We start from the raw sequence: 24,417 nt of genomic DNA, 5'->3' as shown, positions 1-24,417 counted from the left end.
CGGGGTGATACGGGCGAACATTGCGCGAACATAGCAGCGGATGCGTGCCAGGGACAGCCGCCCCGCGCGCGATGTTAACCGGGGTAGCGGACTCGGAGGAAAAATCGCGGTAATAGGGCGTATATGTCGCACGATGTCTTTCTGGCCACCGCCATTCCCCCCGCGCTGGATATCGCGCTCGCCCAACGATTCACGCTGCACCGGGACACACCGCCGCCGACCACCCGCGCGATCGTCGGCGGGGGGATGATGACGGTCGATGCCGCGCTGCTCGACCGGCTGCCCGAGTTGGAGATCATCGCGGTGCACGGTGTCGGCCATGACGGGATCGACCGCGACGCCGTCGCCGCGCGCGGCATCCGCATTGCGATCACCCCCGACATCCTGACCGATGATGTCGCCGATCAGGCGATCGCCCTGTGGCTGGCGGTCGAGCGGCGCGTGGCCGCGAACGACCGGGCGATGCGGATGGGCAACTGGACCGTGCCGCTGGGTCGCCGGGCGAGCGGGCGGCGCATCGGGATTTTCGGGCTCGGTCGGATCGGGCAGGCGATCGCGCGACGGGCCGAACCATTTGGCGGGGAGATTCTGTACACCGCGCGAGCGCCCAAGCCGGTGGGCTGGCGCTTTGTCCCCGATCTGGCGAGGCTGGCGGAGGAATGCGACGTGCTGTTCCTCGCCGCGCCGGGCGGGGCCGAGACGCGTGGGCTGGTGAATGCGGATATACTGGACCGGCTGGGATCGGAGGGTGTTCTGGTCAACATCGCGCGGGGCAGCCTGGTCGATGAGGATGCGCTGATCGCCGCGCTGGAGGCCCATCGGATCGCGGGCGCGGGGCTGGACGTGTTCGCCGAAGAGCCCGACGTGCCTTACGCGCTGCGCCGGATGAACCATGTCGTGCTCGCCCCGCATCAGGGCAGCGCCACCCGCGAGGGGCGGACCGCGATGGCGGAGATGGTCGTCGCCAATCTGGAGGCGCATTTCGCGGGGCGGCCGGTGCCGGGATTGCTGGGTTAGGGCCCCTCCCCCCCAGGCCTCGACGACGCGCCGCCCGGTGCGCGCTATTTCGCCGCCTTGCGCAATGCGAGCCGAACCAGCGCATCGAGCGATGCGTTCGCCCCCAGTTCCTCTTCCGCCGCCGCCACCGCCGCGCTCGCCTCGGCCGGGCGGAAGCCCAGGTTGAGCAGCGCCGACACCGCATCCGCAGCCGCCCCGACGGGCGCCGCCACGCCGCCGCCCGATCCGGGGGCCAGCACGATGCCGCCGACCTTGTCCTTCAATTCCATGACGATCCGCTGGGCCAGCTTCGGTCCGACGCCGTTCGCGCGGGCGACCATGGCCTTGTCGCCGCTGGCGATCGCGCGCATCAGGTCGGCGGGCTCCAGCGCCGACAGGATCGCCAGCGCCACCCGCGACCCCACACCCTGCACGCCGGTCAGCAGCCGGAACCAGTCGCGCTCGTCCGCGCTCGCAAAGCCGACCAGCCGGATCGAATCCTCGGACACCAGCATCTCGGTATGCAGCATCGCCGCCTCCCCGACCGGCCCGATGGCGGACAGGGTGCGCGCCGACGCACCGACCAGATAACCCACGCCACCGACATCGATCACCGCATGGTCGATGCCGGTGGAGTCCAAACGTCCCTTGAGATGCGCGATCATGGCGACGGGTTAGAACAAAACGGGGGTTTCGTCACGCCCCTCCCCAGCGTCGCGTGAAACGACAATCCCTAAATCGCCGAAGCCCGCCGCGCCATCGCGCGCGCGCTCGCCAGATGGTGCGCATGGGTGATCGCCACCGCCAGCGCGTCGGCCGCATCCGGTCCCGCCAGCTTCACGCCGGGAAGCAGGTGGCCGACCATCGCCTGCACCTGTTTCTTGTCCGCACCGCCGGTACCGACCGTCGCCTTCTTGACGATGCTGGGATGATATTCACCGACGACGAGCCCCGCCTGCGCCGCCGCCAGCAGGACGATGCCGCGCGCCTGGCCCAGTTTCAGCGTCGACTGGGCGTTGCTGTTGCCCAGCACCTCTTCGACCGCCGCGCCATCGGGCTGCTGCTGGCGGATCACGTCGTAGAGCGCGGCATGCAGGTTCGCGAGGCGACGCGGCAGGACCATCGACGGCTCGGTCTTGATCTGGCCGTTGGCGACGTGGCGCAGCCGGTTGCCCTCCGCCGCGATCACCCCCCAGCCGGTGGTGCCGAGGCCGGGATCAAGGCCGAGGATGATGGCAGGGGGAAGAGTCATTTCGCGTCTTTCGAAGGGGATCCTGGCGACATTGCTCGCCCCCCCCTTCCACCGGGCCAAGCCCGACGGTCCCCCTCCCCAGGCATGGCCTGGGGAGGATTTGGGATCAGGCGAGCTTTTCCATCACCTCGTCGGAGACTTCGTAATTGCCCCAGACGGTCTGGACGTCGTCGTCATCGTCCAGCGTGTCGATCAGCTTGAAGAGCGTCGCCGCCGCGGCTTCGTCGACCGCGACCATGGTCTGCGGACGCCAGGCCAGCTTGGCGCCTTCCGCCTCGCCCAGCACGGGCTCCAGCGCCTTGGCGACTTCGTGCAGATCGGCCTGCGCGGTCCAGATCTCGTGCCCGTCCTCCGACGAGGTCACGTCCTCGGCACCGGCTTCCAGCGCCGCCTCGAACACCTTCTCGGCATCGCCCGCGCTGGCGGGATAGTTGATCAGGCCCATCCGGTCGAAGCCATGGCTGACCGAACCGGCGGTGCCGAGGTTGCCGCCATTCTTCGACACCGCGGTGCGCACATTGGTCGCGGTGCGGTTGCGATTGTCGGTCAGCGCCTCGATGATGAGGCTGACGCCGCCGGGGCCAAAGCCCTCATAGCGGATTTCCTCGTAATTCTCCCCGTCGCCTCGCGAGGCCTTGTCGATCGCGCGCGCGATATTGTCCTTGGGCATCGACGCCGCCTTGGCCGCGTTGACGGCGGCGCGCAGGCGCGGATTCATGTCCGGGTCGGGCGTGCCCATCTTGGCCGCGACGGTGATTTCGCGGGAGAGCTTGGAAAATGCCGCCGAGCGCTTCTTATCCTGCGCGCCCTTGCGGTGCATGATGTTCTTGAATTTGCTGTGGCCTGCCATCGGTGCCTCTTGAGATGATCGCGCTCTCTACGACCGCGAAAGGGCCTTTGCCAACCCGTCGATCTTCGCCTCCAGCGCGTCGAGCCGTTCGACCACCACATTGTCCAGCTTGTGATGCAGCCGAAGTATGTCGATCTCGGCCCGCAAATTGGTGCGATAGTCGAGGCTGGCGGCCAGCCGGTCCTTCGCCGACTGCCGGTTCTGGCTCATCATGATGACGGGCGCCTGAATCGCCGCGAGCGTCGAGAGCATCAGGTTCAGGAAGATATAGGGATAAGGGTCGAAGGCCAGCCCGAAATGGCTGAGCACGTCCGAGTTGAGCAGCATCCAGCCCAGCAGGATCACCGAGAAGGTGATGATGAAGCCCCAGGAGCCGCCGACCGCCGCGACGCGGTCGGCCAGCCGCTCGCCCCGGGTCGAGGTTTCGTCCGCGACATCGGCCGCATCGCGCGCGCTGAGCTGGCCCGACTCGATATCGGCGATGACCTGCGTCTCTTCCTCGTCCAGTTCATGCGCAGGTTTGCCGAGCGTCCGGCGGGCGATTTCGGCGGCAGTCGACAGGGCCATGGGCAAGGGGCTCCAATGGAAGAATCAAATGCCTTGCTCCTTGGGGCGTTGATCGGCCAAACGCCAGAGTCATGACGGTACGCGTGGATATGGGAACCGATGAGCGTGGCTCGTCGGTGCCGATCGATCTTGAAGAGCTTCTGGCGACCCGCCTGCTCGTGCAGGGCAATTCGGGGTCGGGAAAGTCGCATCTGCTGCGCCGGTTGCTGGAGAAATCGGCAGGCCAGGTGCAACAGGTGGTGATCGACCCCGAAGGCGATTTCGTCACCCTGTCCAAGGCGTATGGCCATGTCGTGATCGAGGCGGGCGACTATGCCGAGCGTGAGGTCGGGCGGTTCGCCACGCGGATCCGCGAACACCGCGCCTCGGTGGTGCTGAGTCTCGAGGGGCTGGAGATCGAGGGGCAGATGCGCTGCGCCGCGACCTTCCTCAACGCACTGTTCGATGCTCCGCGCGAGCATTGGTATCCCGCGCTGGTCGTGGTGGACGAAGCACAGTTGTTCGCCCCCACGACGGGCGGCGAAGTGTCCGAGGAAGTCCGTCGCGCCTCGCTGTCGGCGATGACCAACCTGATGTGTCGCGGGCGCAAGCGCGGGCTGGCGGGGGTGATCGCCACCCAGCGGCTCGCCAAGCTGGCAAAGAACGTGGCGGCGGAGGCGTCCAACTTCCTGATGGGCCGCACCTTCCTCGACATCGACATGGCGCGTGCCGCCGATCTGCTGGGCATGGAGCGGCGGCAGGCCGACTCGATTCGCGACCTGGCGCGCGGCACCTTCCTGGCGCTGGGCCCGGCGGTGTCGCGGCGGCCGATCACGGTGAAGATCGGCGCGGTCGAGACCTCGGCGCGGTCGGGCAGCCCCAAGCTGACCCCCCTGCCCGACGCGCCTCCGCCGGACCTGCAGGAGCTGCTCTTCGCGCCGGTCGAGGAAGCCCCGACCCTGCCGATGACCTTCGACCCGCGCCCGCGCCGGGTGCCCGCCGAGGAACTGATGGCCGATCTAGGCCGTCCGCCCTTGCCGACCACCGCCGCCCCGCCCGCCCCCGAAATGGACGAGGCCGAGGTCGAGGCGATCTACGAACAGGTCCTCCGCGCGATCGTCGAGGACCCCGAATCGACCTTCCGCCCCGCCTCGGTCCTCTTCCAGGATTTCCAGGTGCGGTGCCGGATGGCGGGGCTGGCGCGGCCGCCGCTCGACCTGAACGGCTTTGCCCGGCGGCTGTCCTGTGCGCGGGCGGGGATTTTCGACGTCAACGATCCCGACTGGCAGGAGGCGCTGGCACTGGCGGCGATGCTGCCCGACGACATGCTGGGGGCGTTCCTGCTGGTCGCGCGTGCGGCGCGGGAGGGCCTGCCCTGCCCGCCGGATACCAAGATCGCCGAGACCTACGGCACCAGTTCGCTGGGCCGGGTGAAGCGACTGATCGCCTATATCGAGAGCCGCGACCTGTTCGTGTGCCGCACGGACCTGACGGGCAAGCGCTCGATCACGATTCCCCGGCTGGGCTGGACGACCCAGGCGGCGGAGATGGGGTGAGGGGAACACCTCCACCGCCCACCCCAAACAAAAAAAGGCGACGGAGCCACAAGCCCCGCCGCCCTTCGCATGCCAGAACCCGAAACCGGGATCAGATCATGCCCAGCGCCTTCATATACACTTCGAGGATGGCTTCCTCTTCCTGATATTCCTCGCGCTTCTTCTTGCGGATCTGCATGATCTTCTTGATCGCCTTGGGGTCATAGCCGCGTGCCTTGGCTTCGGCGAAGACATCCTTGATGTCGTCCGAAATACCCTTCTTCTCTTCTTCCAGCCGCTCGGCCCGCTCGATCAGCAGGCGCAGCTCGTCGGCCGTCACATTGCCGCTGCTGTCGAAATTCTCGTCCGCCATTCTTCTAACCCTTGTGAAATCCTGTCCGCCCCAATGAACCCGCCGCCACGACACGTCCCTCGCCTAAGGCAAGGTCGGTCCGGCGCGGATGTCGGGATCGGGGGCGGGTCTAGGCGCTAACGAGGCCGGGCTCAAGCGGGCTGTTATCGGTTCTTCTTCACGCTTTCGGCCATGCGGACCAGTTGCTCTGGCGTCGCCTCGCCCTGATGCTGCGCCTTCCACGCATCATAGGGCATGCCATAGATCGCCTCGCGCGCGGTCGCCTTGTCGACGCCCGCCGCCTCGCCCACCCAGTCGGACAGGCAGTTGCGGCAAAAGCCCGCCAGCCCCATCAAATCGACATTCTGCGCATCGGTCCGGTGGCGCAGATGCAGCACCAGCCGACGGAAGGCCGCCGCGGCCGCCTTGTCATCGATTGCATTCAATGCATCCACGGTATCGGCCATATTCATCGCTCCTAGGTTGATCGTAACGCATTAGGCTTTAGGACACAGGCCGCAAAGAAGCAGGATGTAAGATGACCCAGGCCCTCCCACCGCGTTCACGCAAAGTCCGCGTCCTCGCCACGCTTGGCCCGGCCAGCAGCGATCCCGAGACGATCGCCACCCTGTTTCAGGCTGGCGCCGACGCCTTCCGAATCAATATGAGCCATGGCGACCAGCAGTCCAAGATCCCGCTCATCAAGGCGATCCGGGCGCTGGAGGAGCGGTTCGGCCGCCCGACCACGATTCTCGCCGATCTTCAGGGCCCGAAGTTGCGGGTCGGCAAGTTCGCCGAGGGCAAGGTGATGCTGGAAACCGGCAGCACCTTCATCCTCGATCGCGATCCGACGCCGGGCGACGCCACCCGCGTCGAACTGCCGCACAAGGAAATCTTCGCCGCGATCGAGCCTGGCGCGCGCCTGTTGCTCGATGACGGCAAGCTGGTGCTGCGCGTCGCCTTCCATGACGATCAGAGCATCACCACGCTGGTCGAGGTCGGTGGTGCGCTGTCCAACAACAAGGGGTTGAACGTCCCCGACGTGGTGCTGCCCATGGCGGCGCTGACCGAGAAGGACCGTTCGGACCTGGCCTTCGCGGTCGAGCAGGGCGTGGACTGGATCGCGTTGTCCTTCGTGCAGCGACCCGAGGATCTGATGGAGGCACGCGGCCTCATCAAGGGGCGCGCCGCGCTCCTCGCCAAGATCGAGAAGCCGCAGGCGATCGACCGGCTGGAAGAGATCGTCGAGCAGTGCGACGGCGTGATGGTCGCGCGCGGCGACCTGGGTGTCGAACTGCCGCCCCAGGCGGTGCCGCCGCTCCAGAAGCGGATCGTCGAGGTGTCGCGCCGCATGGGCCGCCCGGTCGTGGTCGCGACCCAGATGCTCGAATCGATGATCCAGAGCCCCTCGCCCACCCGGGCCGAGGTGTCGGACGTGGCGACCGCCATCTATGACGGCGCCGACGCGATCATGCTGTCGGCCGAGTCGGCGGCGGGCGCCTGGCCGGTCGAATCGGTCGCGATGATGAATGCCATCGGCGTGTCGGTGGAAAGCGACCCCGGTCACGGCGAGCGCGTCCATTTCACCGCGATGACCCCCGACCCGACCACCGCCGACGCGCTCGCCGGAGCGGCGGCGCGGATCACCAACACCGTGTCGTCCAAGGCGATCATCTGCTTCACCTCAAGCGGATCGACCGCCCGCCGAATCGCGCGTGAGCGCCCCTCCGTGCCGATTCTGGTCCTGACCCCGCAGTTGGAGACGGCGCGCCGCCTGGGCCTGCTCTGGGGCTGCCATGCGGTCCACACCCGCGACGTCGAATCCTTCGAGGAGATGGTCGCCAAGTCCAAGCGCATGGCGCTACGCCACGGCATCGCCGAGGCCGGCAACCAGGTCGTGCTGATGGCGGGCGTCCCCTTCCGCACGCCGGGATCGACCAATGTGCTGCACGTCACCCGGATCATGGGTGACGAACTGGCCAATGCCGGGGACCGTAGCGACGAGGTGTAAATGCCCAGCCTGGGCCACCGGGCGGACAGACGAGGGGCGGCGGCGCGACAGGCGCACGCCGCCCTTTTTCATTTGAGCGGCAGGAACAGGTCCAGGACCGCTTCGTGCGCGGGCAAGTCGGGGGGAAAGCGAAAGGTGCTGGCAATAAAGGGGCAAGTCGCGCGCCTCCTCGCCGCTGGCGGATAGCCAATCGCGACAGAGATGGATCGCCGCCGGCTCCAGGTCATGGCTATGCCCCACGACCCGCAGAACCGCGCAGTGGTGCCCGCCCGGGATGGTGCCGCGTTCGATCCGCTCGCCCTTCGCCTCGACAGGACGATCGTTGCTCGACCGATCTTGCGCTTCGCTCGATAGCAAAAGGGGCGAGCATCCCGCGATGCCCGCCCCCTTCGTCCGTCCGGTGACAGCCGATCAGATGTGGATCGGCTTGCCCTGCACCGCCATGGCGGCTTCCTTCAACGCTTCCGAATGGGTCGGGTGCGCGTGGCAGGTATAGGCGATGTCTTCCGACGTCGCGCCGAACTCCATCGCCTGCGCGGCCTGCGCGATCATCGTGCCCGCCAGGCTGGAGATGATCCACACGCCGAGCACGCGGTCGGTCTTGGCGTCGGCGATGACCTTCACGAAGCCGTCGGTGTCGCGGTTGGTCTTGGCGCGGCTGTTCGCCATGAACGGGAATTTGCCGACCTTGACCTCGCCCTTCTGCTTGGCGGCTTCTTCCGACAGACCGACACCGGCGATCTCGGGCATGGTGTAGACGACGCTGGGGATGACATCGTGGTTCACGATGCCGGTCTGGCCGGCGATGTTCTCGGCCACCGCGACGCCTTCGTCCTCGGCCTTGTGCGCGAGCATCAGGCCGGGCGCCACGTCGCCGATCGCCCAGATGCCATCGACATTGGTCGCGAAGTCATGATCGATGGCGACCTGACCGCGCTCGGTCAGCTTCACGCCGGCAGCGTCCAGATTGAGGCCGTCGATATTGGGCTTGCGGCCGATCGCGACCAGCACGGCATCGGCCGACAGCGTTTCCGCCGCACCGCCCGCCGCCGGTTCGACCGTCACGGTCGCGCGGTCGCCCTCGACAGTGACGCCGGTCACCTTGGTCGAGGTCTTCAGCTCCATGCCCTGCTTCTTGAACAGCTTGGCCGATTCCTTGCGGACCTCGCCGTCGAAGCCCGGCAGAATCTGGTCGAGATATTCGACCACGGTCACCTTGGCACCCAGACGCCGCCAGACCGAGCCCAGCTCCAGCCCGATCACGCCGCCGCCGATGACGACCAGATGCTCGGGCACCTTGGGGAGCGCCAGCGCGCCGGTCGAGTCGACCACGACCTTCTGGTCGATCTCGACGCCGGGCAGCGGCGTGACGACCGATCCGGTCGCGATCACGATGTCGCGCGCGGTGACGGTCTGGTCGCCGACCTTGACGGTGCTCGCGTCCTGGAACGCCGCCTTGCCCTTCAGCCAGGTGACCTTGTTCTTCTTGAACAGATATTCGATGCCGCCGGTCAGCTCGCCGACCGCCTTGGCCTTTTCGGCGTGCATCTGGTCGAGGTTGAGCGTCGCGCCCGCGATCTCGACACCGAACTTGGCGAAGGTGCCGTGGCTCGCTTCCTCGAACAGTTCGGAGGCGTGGAGCAGCGCCTTGGACGGGATGCAGCCGACATTGAGGCAGGTGCCGCCCAGCGTCTCGCGCGATTCGGCGCACGCGGTCTTCAGGCCCAGCTGCGCCGCGCGGATCGCCGCGACATAGCCGCCGGGGCCGGCGCCGATCACCAGGACGTCATAGTCATACTCAGCCATTTGTCTCTCCCGTTCCCCGGCGTTCGGGGTCCAGCCTGCGGGCGCACCCGCCTCTACACAGTACGGACGGACCCTCGCAGTTGCGAGGGCCCGTATAGGTCACGAAACGATCAGAGGTCGATCAGGATGCGGGTCGGATCCTGGATCGCATTCTTCAGCGCGACGAGGAAGGTCACCGCCTCGCGGCCGTCGATGATGCGGTGGTCATAGGACAGTGCCAGGTACATCATCGGGCGGATCACGATCTGACCGTCCACGACGACCGGACGCTCCTCGATACGGTGGAGGCCCAGCACTGCCGACTGCGGCGGGTTGATGATCGGGGTCGACATCAGCGAACCGAACACGCCGCCGTTCGAGATGGTGAAGGTACCGCCCTTCATCTCCTCCATCTTCAACGTGCCGTCCTTGGCGCGCTTGCCGAAGTCGCCGATCGTCTTCTCGATGCCCGCGACCGTCAGGTCCTGCGCGTCGCGGATCACCGGCACGACCAGGCCATTCGGGGCCGAGACGGCGACCGAGATATCGGCATAGTCGTGATAGACGATCTCATCGCCCTCAATCGAGGCGTTGACCGAAGGAATGTCCTTCAGCGCCATCGTCGCGGCCTTCACGAAGAAACCCATGAAGCCCAGGCGGACGCCATGCTTCTTCTCAAACAGGTCCTTATACTTGGCGCGCGCCTCGATCACCGCGGTCATGTCGACGTCGTTGAACGTCGTCAGCATCGCGGCGGTGTTCTGCGCTTCCTTCAGGCGCTTGGCGATCGTCTGACGCAGGCGCGTCATCTTCACGCGCTCTTCCTTGCGCGCCGAACCGGCCGGGGCAGCCGCGGCGGGCGCAGCCGCCGGAGCCGGGGCGCTCGACTTGCTTGCGGCGGCGGCGGCGACATCTTCCTTGGTGATGCGGCCGTCCTTGCCGGTGCCCTTGATGGTCGCGGGGTCGAGGCCATGCTCCAGGACCGCACGACGCACCGACGGCGACAGCGCGGCGGGCGAGTCGCTCGACTCGTCAGCGGCAGGCGCAGGAGCAGCCGCCGGGGCTGCGGTCACGGCCGGAGCAGCCGCTTCGGTCTTGGCCGGAGCCGAACCACCCGCATCGACGGTCGCGAGCAGCGCACCGACCTGTACGGTGTCGCCGACCTTGACGGCATGTTCGCCCATGACACCCGCCACCGGCGAGGGCACCTCGACCGAGACCTTGTCGGTCTCCAGGCTCGCGATCGGCTCGTCGACCGCCACCGCGTCACCCGGCTGCTTCAGCCATTCGCCCAGCGTCGCCTCTGAGATCGATTCGCCCAGTACCGGGACCAGAACTTCAGTCGCCATTTCCATTTCCTCCGCCCGGCCTCTCGACCGGGGCTCTTACGCGGGCGGGCAAAGCGCCCGCGCCAGATTTTCATCCCTCCCCGGCTCGGTCGCGAACCGGGGAACTCGATAGGTTTCAGTCCGCCGCCGCCGTGGTCGGCTTGGCGGTGGTGTTGCTGCCCTCGGCGCGCGTCCGGCGGATTTCCTCGCGGACATTGTGGCCCAGCGCATCGGCGACCAGCGCGCCCTGCTCGGCGGTGTGGCGCTTCATCAGGCCGGTGGCGGGCGACGCCGCCGCCGCACGCCCCGCGTAACGCGCACGCTTCACGCTCGCACCGGCCTCCGCCAGCGACTCCTCGATCAGCGGCTCGACGAAGAACCAGTAGCCGTTGTTCTTCGGCTCTTCCTGTGCCCAGACCACGTCCTGGAGGTTGGGCATCCGCGCGATCCGCTTGGCCAGCGCATCGCTCGGGAACGGATAGAGTTGCTCGACGCGCACGATCTGCGTCGTGGTGTCGCCAGCCGCGTCGCGGGCCTCGATCAGGTCGTATGCGACCTTGCCGGTGCACAGGACCAGGCGCGTGGTTTCCGCGTCCGCAGCGCCGTTGGTGTCCGAGAGCAGACGGCGGAAGTGGCTGTCGCCCTGGAAATCCTCGGCCTTCGACACCGCCAGCTTGTGACGCAGCAGCGACTTGGGCGTGAAGATGATCAGGGGCTTGCGGAAATTGCGATGCATCTGGCGGCGCAACAGGTGGAAATAGTTGGCCGGGGTGGTGCAGTTCGCAACCTGGATATTGTCGCCCGCGCAGGACTGGAGGAAGCGCTCGGGACGCGCGGAGGAGTGCTCCGGCCCCTGCCCTTCATAGCCATGCGGCAGCAGCATCACCAGGCCATTGGCGCGCAGCCACTTGGACTCTCCGCTCGTGATGAACTGGTCGATCATGATCTGCGCGCCGTTGACGAAGTCGCCGAACTGCGCCTCCCACAGCACCAAAGTCTTCGGATCGGCGAGCGCATAGCCATACTCGAAGCCGAGCACGCCATATTCGGACAGCGGGCTGTCCAGCACCTCGAAGCTGCCATGCTCGACGGTCTTGAGCGGCACATATTTATGCTCGTCGGTCTGGTCGACCCAGACCGCGTGACGCTGCGAGAACGTACCGCGACCCGAATCCTGACCCGACAGGCGGACGCCGTAACCTTCCGACAGCAGCGAACCGAAGGCCAGCGCCTCGCCGGTCGCCCAGTCGAAATTCTCGCCGGTCGTGAACATCTGGCGCTTGGCGTCGAGCACGCGGTTGAGCGTCTTGTGGACCTGCAACCCTTCGGGGATCGTGGTCAGCGTGCGGCCGATCGCATCGAACAGCTTCTTGTCGAGGCCGGTCTCCACATTGCGGCGCCCCTGATCGGTTTCCTTGGGCGCGGACAGGCCCGACCAGCGACCGGCGAACCAGTCGGCCTTGTTGGGCTTGTAGCTCTGGCCCGCCTCGAACTCGCCTTCGCAGCGGGTGGTGTACTGCTTGATGTTCTCGTCGACCCAGGCCTGGTCCACCACGCCCTCGGACACAAGGCGCTTCGAGTAGATTTCGCTGACACCGGGGTGCGAGCGGATCTTGTTGTACATCAGCGGCTGGGTGAAGCCCGGCTCGTCGCCCTCATTGTGGCCGAAGCGGCGATAGCACCACATGTCGATCACGATGTCGCGGTGGAACTTCTGGCGGAACTCGATCGCCATCTTGGTGGCGAAGGTCACCGCCTCGGGATCGTCGCCATTGACGTGGAAGACCGGCGCCTGGACGCCCTTGGCCACGTCCGACGGATAGGGCGAGGAGCGCGCGAACTGCGGCGAGGTGGTGAAGCCCACCTGGTTGTTGATGATGAAGTGGACGCAGCCGCCGGTGTTATAGCCACGGATGCCGGAGAAGCCAAGGCACTCCCACACGATGCCCTGGCCCGCGAATGCGGCGTCACCATGGATCAGCACCGGCACCGAGGCCGAGTGATCGGTCAGGTCGCCCGCGATCGTCTGGATCGCGCGGGTCTTGCCCAGCACGACCGGGTTCACCGCCTCGAGGTGCGAGGGGTTGGCGACCAGCGACATATGGACCTTGTGGCCATCGAACTCGCGGTCGGTCGAGGTGCCGAGGTGATACTTCACGTCGCCCGAACCGCCGATGTCATCGGGGTTGGCCGAGCCACCGGCGAATTCGTGGAAGATCACGCGCAGCGGCTTGGCCATGACGTTGGCCAGCACGTTCAGGCGGCCGCGATGCGCCATGCCGAACACGATCTCGCGCACGCCCATCTGGCCACCGTACTTGATGACCGATTCGAGCGCGGGGATCATCGACTCGCCACCATCCAGGCCGAAGCGCTTGGTGCCGACATATTTCTTGCCGAGAAACTTTTCCCACTGCTCGGCCTCGATGACCTTGTTCAGGATGGCCTTCTTGCCATCGACGGTGAACTCGATCGCCTTGTCCTGGCCTTCCATCCGGTCCTGGAGGAAGCGGCGCTCCTCCACATCCGCGATGTGCATATATTCCAGGCCGACATTGCCGCAGTAATTCTTGCGCAGCGTCTCCACGAGCTCGCGAATGGTCGCCCATTCGAAGCCCATCGTGCCGCCGAGATACACCTTGCGGTCGATATCGGCGTCGGTGAAGCCGTGATATTCGGTCTTCAGATCCTCGGGAAGCTCACGCAGGCCCGACAGGCCCAGCGGGTCAAGGTTCGCAGCCAGATGGCCGCGCACCCGATAGGTGCGGATCAGCATCTGCGCGCGGATCGCGTCGCCCGCCGCCTTGACGATGTCGGCGGTCGAGGGGGCTGCCGCCGCAGCCGTCGGAGCGGGCTTGCCACCCTTGGCGGGCTTCGGGGCCGGTTCCATCTGGGTTGGGTCGAGGCCCGCCGTCAGATCGTCGGTCGAGGTCAGCGGCCAGCGCTTGTTCTGCCAGCTCGGTGCGCCCACGCCCTGCTCCAGACCGTCGAAAAAGGTCCGCCAGCCCGCGTCGACCGACGCGGAGTCGGCCTGATATTTGGCATAGAGCGTTTCGATGAAGGCAGGGCTGACGCCCGCCGCGATATCGCTGAAATCCTGGCCTTCGTAGCCCATGAGACGCTTCCTCGACCGCTCGTCTTCTTCATGATCGCCACCCCGGCACATCCGCCTGGGGTCCGCAGCCGCGAGCGGCCCGCCTGCCGCCACGGACCCCGGCGGGTGTGCCGGGGTGACGCGATACGCCTTACTTGTTCAGCACCGACAACAGGGTCGAGCCGAGTTCCGACGGCGAAGCCGCGACCTTGATCCCGGCCGCTTCCATCGCCGCGATCTTGTCCTCGGCGCCGCCCTGGCCGCCCGACACGATCGCACCGGCATGGCCCATGCGACGCCCCGGAGGCGCGGTGCGACCCGCGATGAAACCGGCCATCGGCTTCGAACGGCCGCGCTTGGCCTCGTCGCGCAGGAACTGCGCGGCTTCTTCCTCGGCCGAACCACCGATCTCGCCGATCATGATGATCGACTGGGTTTCGTCGTCCGCCAGGAACAGCTCCAGCACGTCGATGAAGTTGGTGCCGTTGACGGGGTCGCCGCCGATGCCGACCGCGGTCGTCTGGCCCAGGCCCGCATTCGAGGTCTGGAACACCGCTTCATAGGTCAGGGTTCCCGAGCGCGACACGACGCCGACCGAGCCCTTCTTGAAGATCGAACCCGGCATGATGCCGATCTTGCACTCGCCCGGCGTCAGCACGCCCGGGCAGTTCGGACCGATCAGGCGCGACTTCGAACCCGACAGGGCGCGCTTCACCTTCACCATGTCGAGCACCGGAATGCCCTCGGTGATCGCGACGATCAGCGGAATCTCGGCGTCGATCGCTTCCAGGATCGAGTCGGCCGCGAAGGGCGGCGGCACATAGATGACCGACGCATCGGCGCCCGTCTTCGACTTGGCTTCGGCGACGGTGTTGAAGACCGGCAGGCCGATATGCTCGGTGCCGCCCTTGCCCGGCGTCACGCCGCCGACCATCTGCGTGCCATAGGCCAGCGCCTGCTGGGTATGGAACGTGCCGGTTTCACCCGTCATGCCCTGGGTGATGACCTTGGTGTTCTTGTTGACGAGGATGCTCATCCGTCGGTTCCGTCCTTGTCCGCCCCGGCGAAGGCCGGGGCCCAGTTGCGATACGATTATGGCAGTGCGATGCGATCATAGAGGTCGTCCCAATCGGGATTGAGCCCTTCGATCTCCCGCAGCTTCCAAAGCCGCTTCCAATTCTTCATCCGCAGTTCGCGTTGCCGCGCCGCTTCCCAACTGCCATGCACCTCGTACCATACGAGCCGATGACAGCGGTTATCCCGCGTAAACCCAGCCACCACGTCATTGCGATGTTCCCATACGCGCCGCGGCAGATTGGTCGTTGAGCCGATATAGATCGTCCCGTTCCGACCGCTGGCCATGATGTAGACGAAGGCTTGCGCTTCGATCACCATGGCCAACCCAACTGGGCCCCGGCCTTCGCCGGGGCGGTGTCATTCCTTCAAATTACGCGAGGCTCTCGTCGATGCCCTTGCAGGCGACGAGCAGTTCCTTGACCGCGTCGACCGAAACCTGAAGGTTGGCCTTCGCCTCGTCCGACAGATTGACCTCGACGACCTTCTCGACGCCGCCGGCGCCGATCACGACGGGCACGCCGACATAGAGGTTGTCGATGCCATATTCACCCGACAGGTGCGCCGCGGCGGGCAGTATGCGCTTCTGGTCGTAGAGATACGCCTCGGCCATCGCGATGCCGCTGGTGGCGGGCGCATAGAAAGCCGAGCCGGTCTTCAGCAGCGCGACGATCTCGCCGCCGCCGCCACGGGTGCGCTTGACGATCTCGTCGACCTTTTCCTTGGTCGAAAAGCCCATTTCGATCAGGTCGCTGACCGGGATGCCGCTGACGGTCGAATATTCCAGGACCGGGACCATGGTGTCGCCATGACCGCCGAGCACGAAGGTGTTCACGTCCTTCACCGACACGCCGAATTCCTCGGCGAGGAAGTGGCTGAAGCGCGCCGAGTCGAGCACGCCGGCCATGCCGACGACCTTGTTCGCGGGAAGCCCCGAGAATTCGCGCAGCGCCCACACCATCGCGTCGAGCGGGTTGGTGATGCAGATGACGAATGCGTCGGGGGCGTTGTTCTTGATGCCCTCGCCGACCGCCTTCATCACCTTCAGGTTGATGCCGAGCAGGTCGTCGCGGCTCATGCCGGGCTTGCGCGCGACACCGGCGGTCACGATGATGACATCGGCGCCCGCGATGTCGGCGTAATCGTTGGAGCCCTTGATGTTCGCGTCGAAGCCTTCGACCGGGCCGCACTGCGACAGGTCGAGCGCCTTGCCCTGGGGCACACCCTCGACGACGTCGAACAGGACGATATCGCCCAGCCCCTTGAGCGCGGCGAGGTGCGCCAACGTGCCGCCGATATTACCGGCACCGATCAGCGCGATCTTCTTGCGAGCCATTCCAATCCTACTCCGTAGTGGACGTGCGTGATTGGTCACGCGGCCTACGCCTATTGCGGCGTCGGGGCAACCGTTAATCCATAGAGTTTAAGATTTTAAACGATAATAGTTCGCAAGTGCATTAATGCGTGATCTGCCCTTCATCCGAGCCATGGCCCTGGGCCAAATACTCCTCGGAGCGCATCTCTTCGAGGCGGCTGATCGTCCGTTCGAACTCGAACCGACCGTCCCCCGTTTCATAGAGTTCGGCAGGCTGGGCGTCGGCTGCGGCGAGCAGCTTGACCTTGTGTTCGTAGAGTGCGTCGATCAGCTGGACGAAGCGCGCCGCCTCGTTGCGGTTCTCGGGCCCCAGCTTGGGAATGCCGACCAGAATGACGGTGTGGAAGCGCCGCGCGATCGCCAGATAGTCCGCCGCCCCGCGCGCCTCGCCGCACAGCCGCTTGAACGAGAAGACCGCCACGCCCTTCAGCGCCTTGGGAACGTGCAGCACCCGGCCACCGACCTTCAAATCCTCGCTCGGCACATGCGCGGCATCCTCGACCGGATAGTCGGTCAGGCGGAAGAACGCCGCCGACAGCGTCATCGTCGCCTTGGGCCCATTGGGCACCAGCCAAGTATCGAGCCGCCCCAGCCGATCGCGCCGGTAATCGGTGGGGCCGTTGAGCGCCAGCACGTCCAGCCGTTCCTCGATCAGCGCGATGAAGGGCAGGAAATGCTCACGATTGAGCCCGTTCTTGTAGAGGTCCCTGGGCGGACGGTTGGAGGTGGTGACGATCGTCACCCCCGCCTCGATCAAGGCGGTGAACAGCCGCGACAGGATCATCGCATCGGGGCTGTTGGTGACCATCATCTCGTCGAACGCCAGCAGCCGGGTCTCCTCGGCCAGCGCGGCGGCGACCGGGGCGATCGGCTCGCCCGCCTGCTTGGCGCGCTCGGTGGCGATGCGGGCGTGAACCTCCAGCATGAACTCGGCGAAATGGACCCGGCGCTTGGCCTCGACCGCGACATGGTCGAAGAACAGGTCCATCAGCATCGACTTGCCGCGCCCGACATCGCCCCAGAGATAGACGCCCTTGGGGGACGGCGCACCCTTGCCGGTCAGCCGCGCGAGAAAGCCGGTCTTTCGCGGCGTTTCGAGTTCGATCGCCAGCTGCGCGAGTCGGGCGGCGGCGGCGGCCTGTTCGGGATCGGGGCGAAGCTCTCCGGCTTCGATCAGGCGGCGATAGGCGTTGAGGATGTCGGGCATTGTGGCGTCGATGTCTGCCCTGCCCTGCCGCGCGTCAACCCCTATCCCCCCTCACCCTTCCTTCTCCCATGGCAAGAGGGAAGGAGGCGCGTAAGCGCCGGAGGGGTGAGACGGCCCTGACGATCGGAGCAGAAACAGAAAGGGGGCCGTTTCCGACCCCCTTCCCGTTTCCATCGAAACCGATCGAATCAGATGATCCGCTCGGCTTCCATCTTCTTGATCTCGGCGATCGCCTTGGCCGGGTTCAGACCCTTGGGGCAGACATTCGCGCAGTTCATGATCGTGTGGCAACGATACAGGCGGAACGGATCTTCCAGTTCGTCCAGACGCTCGCCGGTCATCTCGTCGCGGCTGTCGGCCAGCCAGCGATAGGCCTGGAGCAGGATCGCCGGGCCGAGGAACTTGTCCGAATTCCACCAATAGCTGGGGCACGAGGTCGAGCAGCAGGCACACAGGATGCACTCGTACAGCCCGTCGAGCTTCGCGCGGTCGTCCGGCGACTGGAGCCGCTCCTTGCCCGAAGGCGCGGGCGACACGGTCTGGAGCCACGGCTTGATCGACGCATATTGCGCATAGAAATGGGTGAAGTCGGGCACCAGGTCCTTGACCACGTCCATGTGCGGCAGCGGGGTGATGCGGACCTCGCCCTTCACATCCTCGATCGCGGTGGTGCAGGCCAGGCCGTTGCGGCCGTCGATGTTCATCGCGCACGATCCGCAAATGCCTTCACGGCACGAACGGCGGAAGGTCAACGAACTGTCCTGCTCGGCCTTCATCTTGATCAGCGCGTCGAGCACCATCGGGCCACATTCGTCCAGATCGACCTCGAACGTGTCGTAACGCGGGTTCTGGCCCGAGTCGGGATCGTAGCGATAGACCTTGAACTTCTTGATGCGGCCCGAGGTGGTCGCGCTGTGCGTTTCGCCCTTCTTGATGACGCTGTTCTTCGGCAGGGCAAATTCGGCCATGGTCACAAACCCGCTGGATGGGCCGACAGGCATGTCGGCAAAGGATCGCCCCCGCCGATACATGACAGGGGCGCTTGTCGCAAATGTCTTGACCGATTTAGGCGTGGCTTCAGATCACATCAAGCACGAGGCCCAGCTCGCGCGCCTCCTCGGCATCGATATACCAGTTGCTGCGCGCCTTTTCCCGAAGCGTCTCGAACGTCACCTTCGAGCCGTTGACGATGGCCCGGAACCCCTCTTCCTGGATCCGCACGGACTGCTCGATCTCGTTCAGCTTGGCCTTCAGCACCACGGGCAGGTTGGTCAGCGGGCCGGACAGGTCGATGCTGCCGCTCATCTGCCGTTCGTGCAGCATCAGGCGCGTGCCGCGGGTCAGGAAACGATGCTCGACGGGAAAGGCGGACATCAGGGTCGCCCCGGCCGAATAGACCGCGACCTTGCCAAGGAACAGCGTGTCGCGCCCCGTATAGTCGCGCAGCAGCCGGATCGAGTCGCCCATCGCGCGCGCCATTTCTGGATCGCCGCCCAGAGTCGTGATCGACACCACCAGCGGCCCCTCGGCGGGTGCGGCGTCGAGCTGGTCCTTGAAGCCGGCATACATCACCTCATCCACCGTGCCGTAAAGCTGGATGTGGGGGCGGGCGAGCAGCGGATAGTTCACCGCATTATTGGGCAGGTCGTGCATGACGCAGCGAACCGGGAGCGGGGGCGAAGGTTCCCCGATCGCCATCATCCCGTCCAAGACTGGAAGCCCTGGCGGCTCCTTTCCGATCGTCGAGAAAGGCCCCGGCCCGCGCCGGCGCGACGATGCCTAGGAAACCGCCTTTGCACGGGCATGGTCCTGCGTCCCATGCGTCACCACCTCATCCCCCGTGACGATCTCCGCCACCGGGATATCGGGCAACGCCTTGATCTGCGCGTAAAGCGGCGCGAAGTCCGTCTCCAGCGTGATCTGGAGCAGTTCCTCGTAACTGGGGATGACGAAATAATTTTGCTGGAAATCGTCGATCCGATACTCGGTCCGCATGACCCGGGCGAGGTCGAAACCGATCCGGTTGGGGCTCGGATCCTCCAGCGCGAAACGGCTTTCGGAATAGCTCGACACGATGCCCGCGCCATAGATGCGGAGGCCGCCGCCCTCGCGCACCAGCCCGAATTCGACCGTGTACCAATAGAGCCGCCCGAGATATTTGAGCGCATCCATCCCCAGCGCCCGCTGACCGCCCCGGCCATAGGCGGCGAGATAATCGGCGAACACGGGATCGGCGAGCATCGGCACATGGCCGAACACGTCGTGAAAGACGTCCGGCTCCTGAAGATAGTCGAGCTGGTCCGGCCGCCGGATGAAATTGCCCGCGACGAAGCGGCGATTGGCCATATGGTCGAAGAAGACGTTGTCGGGCACCAGCCCCGGCACCGCGACCACCTGCCACCCGGTCAGTTTCATCAGGCGCTGCGACAGTTCCTTGAAATCGGGAATACCGGGCCGCGACAGCTTCAGCACGTCGAGGCCGCGCAGATACGCCTCCGACGCACGACCCGGCAGCAGCTTGGATTGACGCGCGAACAGCGTATCCCAGGTCGCATGATCTTGCGCGGTATAATGCTCCCACCCCTGCGGGATGGTCCAGTCGGCACCGGCCCCTTCGGGCGGAGCCGCGAGAACATGGGTATCCTGTGCCATTCGCGGAGCCTATCATGAAGATGGTGACAAATGAAACCACATCGTGGCGACGCGTGGGCAGCGTTGCAAGAGGCGTGCTGGCGTCCTTCGCGCTGCTGCTGCTCTGCTATTTCGCGACGGGCTCGATGTTCGGCGCGATCCCCCGCGCGACCATCGCGGCGCCAGCCGCCGGACCGGATGCCGTCACCATCTTCATCGAATCGAGTGCGGTCCATACCGCGATCATCGTGCCCAAACAGGCCGCCGGGGTGGACTGGCGCGACTGGGCGCGGCCGGAGGATCTGCGCGATCCGCGCTATGCGGGCTTTCCCTATCTCGCCATCGGCTGGGGCGAGGCGGGCTTCTTCCGCGAGACGCCGCACTGGCGCGATGTCCGGGCGGGGACGATCCTTCACGCCGCGCTGGGCAGCGAGCGGACGATGATCCATGTCGATCACCTCCCGCTGCCCCGCGCGAACGGCAATGATGTCCGCATGGTCCGCCTGTCACCCGAAGCCTATCGCCGCATGGTGGCCTTCATCCAGGCCAGTTGGCGGCGAGGCGGGCCGCATTATCCCGGCTATGACGTCTATGATGCCTTTTACGAGGCGAAGGGGCGGTACAGCGCGCTGTACACCTGCAATGGCTGGACCGGGGATGCGCTGGCGGCGGCGGGGTTGCGAATGGGGTGGTGGACACCCTTTCCCTGGACGGTGATGCCATGGCTGTGATCCCACCGCCCTCCAAAGCACTCTGCGCCGCCGAACTGCCCCGGGCCTTGTGGATGGGGGCGACCTGGTGGCGACACCGCGCCGAACTGGCCGCCGCCCCACCGGGAGACGGGCGGACGGTGATGGTGCTGCCCGGCCTGTTCAATACGGATCGGTCGAACGTCGTGCTTCGCCGCTATCTCGCGACCAAGGGCTATCGCGCGCATGGCTGGGGCCTGGGCCGCAATCTGGGGGTGCGCAGCGTCGGGCCGGACGCCGGACGACTGATCGCCCGGATCGAGTCGCTGGCGACGGATGGTGGCCCCGTCACGCTGATCGGCATCAGCCTGGGCGGGATCATGGCGCGGATGGTGGCGCAGACGCGGCCCGATCTGATCGCGGGCGTCGTCACCATCTCCTCGCCCTATGCGGGACCGCCGCGCGCGACCAATGTCTGGCGCGCCTTCGAACGGCTGACCGGCGAGCGGATCGACGACCCCAGCGTGATCGCGCGTTCGGCGGCGATCGCGGGGCCGCTCCCCTGCCCCTCCGCCGCGATCTGGAGCCGCAGCGACGGACTGGTCGCCGGGATCATCTGTCGCGACGAGGCGACTCCGGCGATCGAAGTCCGCTCCAGCCATTTGTGGGTGCAGCACCGGCCGCAGGTGCTGGCGGCGGTGGCGGCCATCCTGGCGGGATGGCCACCCGTCACCGATCAGTCATTGGCGGCGCGATAGCCGTCATAGCCTTGCTGGCCGGGTTGGCCCTGCTGATCTTGCTGGCACTGGTCGGGATGCTTGCGGCACTGTTTTTCATATTCGCGCCGCTCGCGGCCCTCGCGCGCTTCCTTCTTGCGCATCTTGCGGCCGTAATTGCGATCGGCCTCGTCCTGGCTGGTCGTCGTCCAGTCGACCACTTGCCCCGCCGCCTGGAACGGCGCCTTCACGACGCTGGTGACCGTCTTCACACAGCCTCCGGTGGCGAGCGGCATGGTCAGGGCGGCGAGGGTCAGGACGAGTTTACGCATGGTTACAGGGTCTTTCAGCGAGCGCGCAGCGCGGCGTTGCGCGTTTCTACGCCGATTTGCGGAAAATCAGTGAAGAATCCGTCGATGCCCTGGCCCAGCGCGGCCGCGATCTCGCCCGCGACATCGCCATGCGCCTTGGGATCGGTGCCCCGGCGGAACGTGGGCCGCACGAATTTATTCTCCGCGCGATAGGTCCAGGGATGGACGCGCAGCCCCGCCGCGTGCGCATCCGCCACCAGAGTCGTGGGGGCATCGCCGCTCCACAGCATCGCCTTGTCCGGCCCGATGCCCCAGGCATAGGTCGCAACCTGTTTCAGCCCCTGGGGCGTCATCATCGCGGCATAGCTGGGCGCGGCACCGTCCGCCGGACCGCCCTCGCCCGCGACGAGCTGAATCAGGCGGATGCCGGTCATGGTCTTCAGATGCTTCAGGTTATCCACCTCGAACGACTGGATGAAGACCGGCGCATCGGCGGTCTTCCACCCCGCCTTGTCCAGCGCGGCGACGAGCGGCGCATCGGTGCCCTTGCCGATCGCGGCGAAATAGGTGGGGTGTTTGGTTTCGGGATAGATGGCAATCGTCCGCCCCAGTTCCTTCGACCGTTCCTTGGCCAGGGCGATGATCTCTTCCAGCGTCGGAATCTGGAATTGCCCGTCATAGGCGGTCGAACGAAATTGCGGCAGGCGTTCGCGGGCGCGCAGCGTCTTCAACTCCGCCAGCGTGAAATCCTCGGTGAACCAGCCGGTTTCGCTCTGCCCGTCGATCGTCTTCGTCGTCTTGCGGTCGGCGAATTCGGGGTGCGACGCCACATCGGTCGTGCCGGAAATCTCATTCTCGTGCCGGGCGACCAGATGCCCGTCCCTCGTCGGCACGAGATCGGGCTCGATCACGTCCGCCCCCTCGCGGATCGCAAGGTCATAGGCGGCGAGTGTGTGTTCGGGCCGCTCTCCGCTCGCGCCGCGATGGGCGATGACGATCGGGGGCGAGAGCGGTTTCGACGGACCGGCGGACATCGCCTCACCCTGCCCGATCATGAGCGACGCGGCAATGAGAGTGGTTCGCAACGGGAAACGCAAGGAAATCATGGCGTTTGTTCATCCAACTGTAATCCCAAGGGGATGGCGCGATGCATTTCACAATCAATGGTCAATCGCATGACATCGAGGTCGATGTCCGCACCTCGCTGCTCGATCTGTGTCGCGAACATCTGGGGCTGACGGGTTCCAAGAAAGGCTGTGACCATGGCCAGTGTGGCGCATGCACGATGCTGGTCAACGGGCGGCGGATCAATAGCTGCCTGACGCTCGCCGTCATGCATCAGGATGACGAGGTCACCACCATCGAGGGGCTCGGCCAGCCGGGCAACCTCCATCCGATGCAGGATGCGTTCGTGCGGCATGACGGGTTCCAGTGCGGCTATTGCACGCCCGGGCAGATCTGCTCGGCGGTCGGGATGCTGGCCGAGGTGGCGAAGGGCTGGCCCAGCCATGTCACCGAGGATCTCGGCCATGCCGCGCTGACCGAGGCGGAGATTTCCGAACGGATGAGCGGCAATTTGTGCCGCTGCGCCGCCTATCCCAACATCGTCGACGCGATCCGCGAGGTGGCCGGGCAAGGCAACCGCAATCCCAATGAAGATGTGGGTCGGGAGGTCGCGGCATGAAGCTCTTCGACTATGCCCGCGCCGACTCGATTTCGACCGCCACCCGCGACGGCGCGGTGCCGGGGGCGCGCTTCATCGCGGGCGGCACCAATCTGCTCGACCTGATGAAATTGCAGGTGGAGACGCCCGACACGCTGATCGACATCAGCCGCCTGGATCTCGGCGAGATCGAGGACCGCGAGGATGGTGGCCTGACCATCGGCGCGCTGGTGCCCAATAGCGATCTCGCCGCCGATCCCCGCGTGATCGCGCATTATCCCGTCCTGTCGCGCGCGCTGCTCGCGGGCGCCTCGGGACAGTTGCGCAACAAGGCCTCGACCGGCGGCAATCTGCTCCAGCGGACGCGTTGCTATTATTTCTACGACCCCGCTTGCGCCTGCAACAAACGCGAGCCGGGCAGCGGATGTTCGGCGATCGGCGGCGAGAACCGCATCCTCGCCATCCTCGGCACCTCGGACCAGTGCATCGCCACCCACCCCAGCGACATGGCCGTCGCGATGCGTGCGCTGGACGCGGTGATCATCACCCGGAAGCCCGATGGCGACCGCCGCCGCATCGCGATCGGCGACTTCTACCGCCTGCCGGGCAGCACGCCCGAGATCGAGAATGTCCTGGAGCCGGGCGAACTCATCACCCATGTCGAACTGCCCCCCGCCCCCAAGGGGCGACAGGCCTATCGCAAGGTGCGCGACCGCGCCTCCTATGCCTTTGCGCTGGTGTCGGTCGCCGGGATCGTCGCGGTCGAGGGCGGCAAGATTGCCTCGGCCCGGCTGGCGTTCGGCGGCCTCGGTCCGATGCCGTGGCGCGACGAGGCGGTGGAAGCCGCACTGGTCGGGCAGGCACCGACCGACGTGGCCTTCAACGCCGCCGCCGATGCGCTGCTGGCCGACGCCAGGGGCCATGGCTCGAACGACTTCAAGATTCCGCTCACGCGCCGCACGCTGATCGCGACGCTCCGCGAACTGACTCAGGAGGGCTGAT

The 24,417-nt window shown here is 66.2% G+C and carries 25 protein-coding genes and 1 pseudogene; 7 read left to right on the top strand and 19 right to left on the bottom strand.

The annotated features are described in order from the left end of the window. The first annotated feature begins 123 nt into the window (after positions 1-123). Positions 124-1,017, top strand: coding sequence for a 2-hydroxyacid dehydrogenase (locus ABDV78_RS07285; RefSeq protein WP_343526701.1), 894 nt, complete (start codon positions 124-126; stop codon positions 1,015-1,017). 44 nt (positions 1,018-1,061) lie between these two features. On the opposite strand, the gene ruvA is transcribed toward ABDV78_RS07285, so the two are convergent. The 4 genes from ruvA to ABDV78_RS07265 form a co-directional block, all read right to left on the bottom strand. Continuing rightward, complete coding sequence (gene ruvA / locus ABDV78_RS07280) at positions 1,062-1,661, bottom strand: Holliday junction branch migration protein RuvA (protein WP_343526700.1); 600 nt, start codon at positions 1,659-1,661, stop codon at positions 1,062-1,064. 68 nt (positions 1,662-1,729) lie between these two features. Further along, positions 1,730-2,248: a crossover junction endodeoxyribonuclease RuvC gene (gene ruvC / locus ABDV78_RS07275; RefSeq protein WP_343526698.1), complete on the bottom strand. Its 519-nt coding sequence runs from the start codon at positions 2,246-2,248 to the stop codon at positions 1,730-1,732. Positions 2,249-2,354: 106 nt separating this feature from the next. After that, complete coding sequence (locus ABDV78_RS07270; RefSeq protein WP_007407072.1) at positions 2,355-3,098, bottom strand: YebC/PmpR family DNA-binding transcriptional regulator; 744 nt, start codon at positions 3,096-3,098, stop codon at positions 2,355-2,357. Between the two features lie 27 nt (positions 3,099-3,125). Next, a complete protein-coding gene (locus ABDV78_RS07265; protein WP_343526696.1) occupies positions 3,126-3,665 on the bottom strand; it encodes a DUF1003 domain-containing protein in 540 nt (179 codons plus the stop codon). Between the two features lie 71 nt (positions 3,666-3,736). Here ABDV78_RS07265 and ABDV78_RS07260 point away from each other — a divergent pair, with 71 nt between their 5' ends. Then, entirely contained in the window at positions 3,737-5,200 is a 1,464-nt protein-coding gene (locus tag ABDV78_RS07260; RefSeq protein WP_343526694.1) for an ATP-binding protein, read from the top strand. Between the two features lie 91 nt (positions 5,201-5,291). On the opposite strand, the gene ABDV78_RS07255 is transcribed toward ABDV78_RS07260, so the two are convergent. Together ABDV78_RS07255 and ABDV78_RS07250 are read right to left on the bottom strand one after the other, a co-directional pair. After that, a complete protein-coding gene (locus tag ABDV78_RS07255) occupies positions 5,292-5,552 on the bottom strand; it encodes a DUF2312 domain-containing protein (protein WP_058746354.1) in 261 nt (86 codons plus the stop codon). Between the two features lie 143 nt (positions 5,553-5,695). Next, entirely contained in the window at positions 5,696-5,998 is a 303-nt protein-coding gene (locus ABDV78_RS07250) for a DUF1244 domain-containing protein (RefSeq protein WP_343526693.1), read from the bottom strand. 71 nt (positions 5,999-6,069) lie between these two features. On the opposite strand from ABDV78_RS07250, the gene pyk reads away from it, so the two are divergent. Beyond that, positions 6,070-7,542, top strand: a complete 1,473-nt coding sequence (gene pyk / locus ABDV78_RS07245; protein WP_343526692.1) for a pyruvate kinase — start codon at positions 6,070-6,072, stop codon at positions 7,540-7,542. A 189-nt stretch (positions 7,543-7,731) separates the two neighbouring features. Here pyk and ABDV78_RS07240 read toward each other — a convergent pair. From ABDV78_RS07240 to phhA, 11 genes and pseudogenes are all read right to left on the bottom strand, one after another. Further along, positions 7,732-7,899: pseudogene (locus tag ABDV78_RS07240) on the bottom strand (hypothetical protein); the annotation flags it as partial. Positions 7,900-7,953: 54 nt separating this feature from the next. After that, on the bottom strand, positions 7,954-9,348 hold the full coding sequence (gene lpdA, locus ABDV78_RS07235; RefSeq protein WP_343526691.1) for a dihydrolipoyl dehydrogenase: 1,395 nt from the start codon (positions 9,346-9,348) through the stop codon (positions 7,954-7,956). 110 nt (positions 9,349-9,458) lie between these two features. Then, a complete protein-coding gene (gene odhB / locus ABDV78_RS07230; protein WP_343526690.1) occupies positions 9,459-10,676 on the bottom strand; it encodes a 2-oxoglutarate dehydrogenase complex dihydrolipoyllysine-residue succinyltransferase in 1,218 nt (405 codons plus the stop codon). A gap of 115 nt (positions 10,677-10,791) precedes the next feature. Further along, the gene (locus ABDV78_RS07225) at positions 10,792-13,770 is read right to left on the bottom strand and encodes a 2-oxoglutarate dehydrogenase E1 component (protein WP_343526689.1); all 2,979 of its coding nucleotides are present in this window, start codon (positions 13,768-13,770) and stop codon (positions 10,792-10,794) included. Positions 13,771-13,900: 130 nt separating this feature from the next. After that, positions 13,901-14,785, bottom strand: a complete 885-nt coding sequence (gene sucD, locus ABDV78_RS07220; protein WP_042484035.1) for a succinate--CoA ligase subunit alpha — start codon at positions 14,783-14,785, stop codon at positions 13,901-13,903. A gap of 56 nt (positions 14,786-14,841) precedes the next feature. After that, entirely contained in the window at positions 14,842-15,144 is a 303-nt protein-coding gene (locus ABDV78_RS07215; protein ID WP_343526779.1) for a GIY-YIG nuclease family protein, read from the bottom strand. Between the two features lie 52 nt (positions 15,145-15,196). Continuing rightward, on the bottom strand, positions 15,197-16,159 hold the full coding sequence (gene mdh, locus ABDV78_RS07210) for a malate dehydrogenase (RefSeq protein WP_343526688.1): 963 nt from the start codon (positions 16,157-16,159) through the stop codon (positions 15,197-15,199). Between the two features lie 121 nt (positions 16,160-16,280). Further along, positions 16,281-17,405, bottom strand: coding sequence for a cell division protein ZapE (zapE, locus tag ABDV78_RS07205; protein WP_343526687.1), 1,125 nt, complete (start codon positions 17,403-17,405; stop codon positions 16,281-16,283). Between the two features lie 188 nt (positions 17,406-17,593). Beyond that, positions 17,594-18,373: a succinate dehydrogenase iron-sulfur subunit gene (locus tag ABDV78_RS07200; protein ID WP_343526686.1), complete on the bottom strand. Its 780-nt coding sequence runs from the start codon at positions 18,371-18,373 to the stop codon at positions 17,594-17,596. Between the two features lie 109 nt (positions 18,374-18,482). After that, on the bottom strand, positions 18,483-19,058 hold the full coding sequence (locus ABDV78_RS07195; RefSeq protein WP_343526685.1) for an ATP-dependent Clp protease proteolytic subunit: 576 nt from the start codon (positions 19,056-19,058) through the stop codon (positions 18,483-18,485). A gap of 126 nt (positions 19,059-19,184) precedes the next feature. Then, entirely contained in the window at positions 19,185-20,057 is an 873-nt protein-coding gene (gene phhA, locus ABDV78_RS07190) for a phenylalanine 4-monooxygenase (protein ID WP_343526684.1), read from the bottom strand. Between the two features lie 14 nt (positions 20,058-20,071). On the opposite strand from phhA, the gene ABDV78_RS07185 reads away from it, so the two are divergent. Together ABDV78_RS07185 and ABDV78_RS07180 are read left to right on the top strand one after the other, a co-directional pair. Further along, positions 20,072-20,767 (top strand): TIGR02117 family protein, encoded by a 696-nt coding sequence (locus ABDV78_RS07185; protein WP_343526683.1) that lies wholly within the window; start codon positions 20,072-20,074, stop codon positions 20,765-20,767. Beyond that, positions 20,758-21,483, top strand: a complete 726-nt coding sequence (locus ABDV78_RS07180; protein ID WP_343526682.1) for an alpha/beta fold hydrolase — start codon at positions 20,758-20,760, stop codon at positions 21,481-21,483. Before ABDV78_RS07185 ends, ABDV78_RS07180 begins: the two co-directional genes overlap by 10 nt. On the opposite strand, the gene ABDV78_RS07175 is transcribed toward ABDV78_RS07180, so the two are convergent. Both ABDV78_RS07175 and ABDV78_RS07170 read right to left on the bottom strand, forming a co-directional pair. After that, positions 21,462-21,773: a hypothetical protein gene (locus ABDV78_RS07175; RefSeq protein ID WP_343526681.1), complete on the bottom strand. Its 312-nt coding sequence runs from the start codon at positions 21,771-21,773 to the stop codon at positions 21,462-21,464. The two genes, ABDV78_RS07180 and ABDV78_RS07175, sit on opposite strands and share 22 nt — an antisense overlap. Before the next feature lie 14 nt (positions 21,774-21,787). Then, the gene (locus tag ABDV78_RS07170; RefSeq protein WP_343526778.1) at positions 21,788-22,786 is read right to left on the bottom strand and encodes a glycerophosphodiester phosphodiesterase; all 999 of its coding nucleotides are present in this window, start codon (positions 22,784-22,786) and stop codon (positions 21,788-21,790) included. 113 nt (positions 22,787-22,899) lie between these two features. On the opposite strand from ABDV78_RS07170, the gene ABDV78_RS07165 reads away from it, so the two are divergent. Together ABDV78_RS07165 and ABDV78_RS07160 are read left to right on the top strand one after the other, a co-directional pair. Continuing rightward, positions 22,900-23,436 (top strand): 2Fe-2S iron-sulfur cluster-binding protein, encoded by a 537-nt coding sequence (locus tag ABDV78_RS07165; protein WP_343526680.1) that lies wholly within the window; start codon positions 22,900-22,902, stop codon positions 23,434-23,436. Further along, positions 23,433-24,416, top strand: a complete 984-nt coding sequence (locus ABDV78_RS07160; RefSeq protein ID WP_343526679.1) for a xanthine dehydrogenase family protein subunit M — start codon at positions 23,433-23,435, stop codon at positions 24,414-24,416. Before ABDV78_RS07165 ends, ABDV78_RS07160 begins: the two co-directional genes overlap by 4 nt. The last annotated feature ends 1 nt before the right edge of the window (position 24,417 follow it).

The organism is Sphingomonas sp. (assembly GCF_039594485.1).
Classification (GTDB): domain Bacteria; phylum Pseudomonadota; class Alphaproteobacteria; order Sphingomonadales; family Sphingomonadaceae; genus Sphingomonas.
This window is presented reverse-complemented; position numbering and strand designations above follow the sequence as displayed.

Coding starts and splice junctions, on each gene's coding strand:
- phhA (WP_343526684.1), bottom strand. CDS start 20,057: ATGGCACAGGATACCCATGTTCTCGCGGCTCCGCCCGAAGGGGCCGGT.
- ruvA (WP_343526700.1), bottom strand. CDS start 1,661: ATGATCGCGCATCTCAAGGGACGTTTGGACTCCACCGGCATCGACCAT.
- mdh (WP_343526688.1), bottom strand. CDS start 16,159: ATGGCTCGCAAGAAGATCGCGCTGATCGGTGCCGGTAATATCGGCGGC.
- sucD (WP_042484035.1), bottom strand. CDS start 14,785: ATGAGCATCCTCGTCAACAAGAACACCAAGGTCATCACCCAGGGCATG.
- ABDV78_RS07255 (WP_058746354.1), bottom strand. CDS start 5,552: ATGGCGGACGAGAATTTCGACAGCAGCGGCAATGTGACGGCCGACGAG.
- ABDV78_RS07185 (WP_343526683.1), top strand. CDS start 20,072: ATGAAGATGGTGACAAATGAAACCACATCGTGGCGACGCGTGGGCAGC.
- ABDV78_RS07225 (WP_343526689.1), bottom strand. CDS start 13,770: ATGGGCTACGAAGGCCAGGATTTCAGCGATATCGCGGCGGGCGTCAGC.
- zapE (WP_343526687.1), bottom strand. CDS start 17,405: ATGCCCGACATCCTCAACGCCTATCGCCGCCTGATCGAAGCCGGAGAG.
- ABDV78_RS07195 (WP_343526685.1), bottom strand. CDS start 19,058: ATGCACGACCTGCCCAATAATGCGGTGAACTATCCGCTGCTCGCCCGC.
- ABDV78_RS07170 (WP_343526778.1), bottom strand. CDS start 22,786: ATGTCCGCCGGTCCGTCGAAACCGCTCTCGCCCCCGATCGTCATCGCC.
- ABDV78_RS07265 (WP_343526696.1), bottom strand. CDS start 3,665: ATGGCCCTGTCGACTGCCGCCGAAATCGCCCGCCGGACGCTCGGCAAA.
- ABDV78_RS07180 (WP_343526682.1), top strand. CDS start 20,758: ATGGCTGTGATCCCACCGCCCTCCAAAGCACTCTGCGCCGCCGAACTG.
- ABDV78_RS07200 (WP_343526686.1), bottom strand. CDS start 18,373: ATGGCCGAATTTGCCCTGCCGAAGAACAGCGTCATCAAGAAGGGCGAA.
- ruvC (WP_343526698.1), bottom strand. CDS start 2,248: ATGACTCTTCCCCCTGCCATCATCCTCGGCCTTGATCCCGGCCTCGGC.
- lpdA (WP_343526691.1), bottom strand. CDS start 9,348: ATGGCTGAGTATGACTATGACGTCCTGGTGATCGGCGCCGGCCCCGGC.
- ABDV78_RS07285 (WP_343526701.1), top strand. CDS start 124: ATGTCGCACGATGTCTTTCTGGCCACCGCCATTCCCCCCGCGCTGGAT.
- ABDV78_RS07250 (WP_343526693.1), bottom strand. CDS start 5,998: ATGGCCGATACCGTGGATGCATTGAATGCAATCGATGACAAGGCGGCC.
- ABDV78_RS07215 (WP_343526779.1), bottom strand. CDS start 15,144: ATGGTGATCGAAGCGCAAGCCTTCGTCTACATCATGGCCAGCGGTCGG.
- ABDV78_RS07260 (WP_343526694.1), top strand. CDS start 3,737: ATGACGGTACGCGTGGATATGGGAACCGATGAGCGTGGCTCGTCGGTG.
- ABDV78_RS07270 (WP_007407072.1), bottom strand. CDS start 3,098: ATGGCAGGCCACAGCAAATTCAAGAACATCATGCACCGCAAGGGCGCG.
- ABDV78_RS07160 (WP_343526679.1), top strand. CDS start 23,433: ATGAAGCTCTTCGACTATGCCCGCGCCGACTCGATTTCGACCGCCACC.
- ABDV78_RS07175 (WP_343526681.1), bottom strand. CDS start 21,773: ATGCGTAAACTCGTCCTGACCCTCGCCGCCCTGACCATGCCGCTCGCC.
- odhB (WP_343526690.1), bottom strand. CDS start 10,676: ATGGCGACTGAAGTTCTGGTCCCGGTACTGGGCGAATCGATCTCAGAG.
- pyk (WP_343526692.1), top strand. CDS start 6,070: ATGACCCAGGCCCTCCCACCGCGTTCACGCAAAGTCCGCGTCCTCGCC.
- ABDV78_RS07165 (WP_343526680.1), top strand. CDS start 22,900: ATGCATTTCACAATCAATGGTCAATCGCATGACATCGAGGTCGATGTC.